1 pseudogene is annotated in these 1,606 nt (G+C 60.3%); it reads right to left on the reverse strand.

The annotated features are described in order from the left end of the window. Positions 1–33: 33 nt before the first annotated feature. A pseudogene (locus NX782_RS26560) lies at positions 34–1,543 on the reverse strand (IS3 family transposase). Positions 1,544–1,606: the final 63 nt, after the last annotated feature.

Genomic DNA, 1,606 nt, shown 5'->3' on the forward strand with positions numbered 1-1,606 from the left:
ATCGGCGTTTGTCAACGTAGTTGTCGCGTCACCTCAAGCGGCGCACTGTAATGCTTCTGGCCGAATCCTTTCCAGATTCAACCAGACCTGACTCTCCAGTGTCCAGTTCCTAATCCCCCGCGACCAGCGCTGCGAATGGCGGTTGCGGGCATCGTCATAAACCTGCTCCCGGCGTTTCAGAATCGCCGTGTTCTAGCCGTTGTGACGCTGTGCTGGCGTCACGAATTTCAGGCCACTGTACTTGTGCTCCTGGTTGTACCAGCGCACGAATTTCTGCGTCCATGCCTGCGCTTGCTCCAGGCTCGCAAACGGTTTTCTCGGGTAGTCCGGCCGGTATTTGCAGGTGCGGAATAGCGATTCGGCATAGGCATTGTCGTTGCTCACACGCGGCCTGCTGAACGACGGCGCCACACCCAGTTGCCCCAGGGTGGCCAACATGGTTGCCCCTTTCATGGCGCTGCCATTATCTGAGTGGAGCACCAAGGAACGACCTGCCAGTCCTTCGGCCAGGCTGGTCCGGCGCATCAGCCGTGACGCCAGTTCCGCCGAGTCCGCTACCTGCACCTCGTGCCCGACGATCTTTCGGCTGAAGACGTCAAGCACCATGTACCAGTAATAAAATTGGCCCTTCACGGCAGCTGGCATCCACGTAATATCCCAACTCCACACCTGGTTCGGGCCGGTGGCGCAATGGCTCGTAAGCACGCGTTCGGAAGGCTTCTTTGCGCGGCCGCGGTGATGCTGCTGCGATGCTGCCTTCAAGACGCGGTAAAAGCTCGACTCCGACGCGACGTAGACGCCCCGATCGGCCAGCGCCGGCACGATCTGACTCGGCGGTAGGCTGGCAAATTCCTCGCTGTTGGCAACGGCCAGGATCGCGGTTCGCTCATCCTCGCTCAGCTTGTTGGCCGGTTCCGGCCTCACGCTGGTCCGACGGCTGTCGCCGGCCACGGCATCGTCACCTTCACGCACCCAGCGCTGGAATGTGCGCAGGGTGATGCCCAGCTCGATGCAGGCCGGCTCAAGACGGCTACGCATTGCCTGGGCCTCACGGATCAACTCGACACACAAGAGGCGATCTGGGACGCTGATCAGTCTTCCTCTTTGCCCCTCCAGATCGCCTGGGCTTTTTTTCGCAGAATCAGCAGTGCTGCCGCTTCGGCCAACGCTTCTCCTTGCGTTGCAAGTCCTTCTCCAGTTGCCGGATGCGCTTCTTGTCTTCCTTTGACTGCGCCTGTTGGCCTCGCGTCTGCTGCATCGTGCTCGCATTGGCGGCCATGCATGCAGCGCACCATGCGGCGATCTGCTCGGCGAACAGGCCCTTGCGCCGGCAATACTCGGCCAGTTCGCTGGCGTTCAGCGCAGCCGTTTCCAACACCACGGCAAACTTGTCCTCCGAGGTCCATTCCTCAGCATTTTTCCCACTACCCGGCACTGCGATTCCCTGATTACGAAGTTGACGGCGCCAAGTATAAAGGGTCTGCTCGGTGATCCCGCTCTCGCGGGCCAGTTCTGACACCAGCCTGTTCTGCGGTGGCATCATCTGCCGCAATAGCGCCTCTTTCCGTTCTGCTGAATACTCCCTCACTTGATCTCTCTTGCCCGT

Origin of the sequence: Massilia norwichensis (genome assembly GCF_024753245.1) — a bacterium.
GTDB lineage: Bacteria > Pseudomonadota > Gammaproteobacteria > Burkholderiales > Burkholderiaceae_D > Telluria > Telluria norwichensis.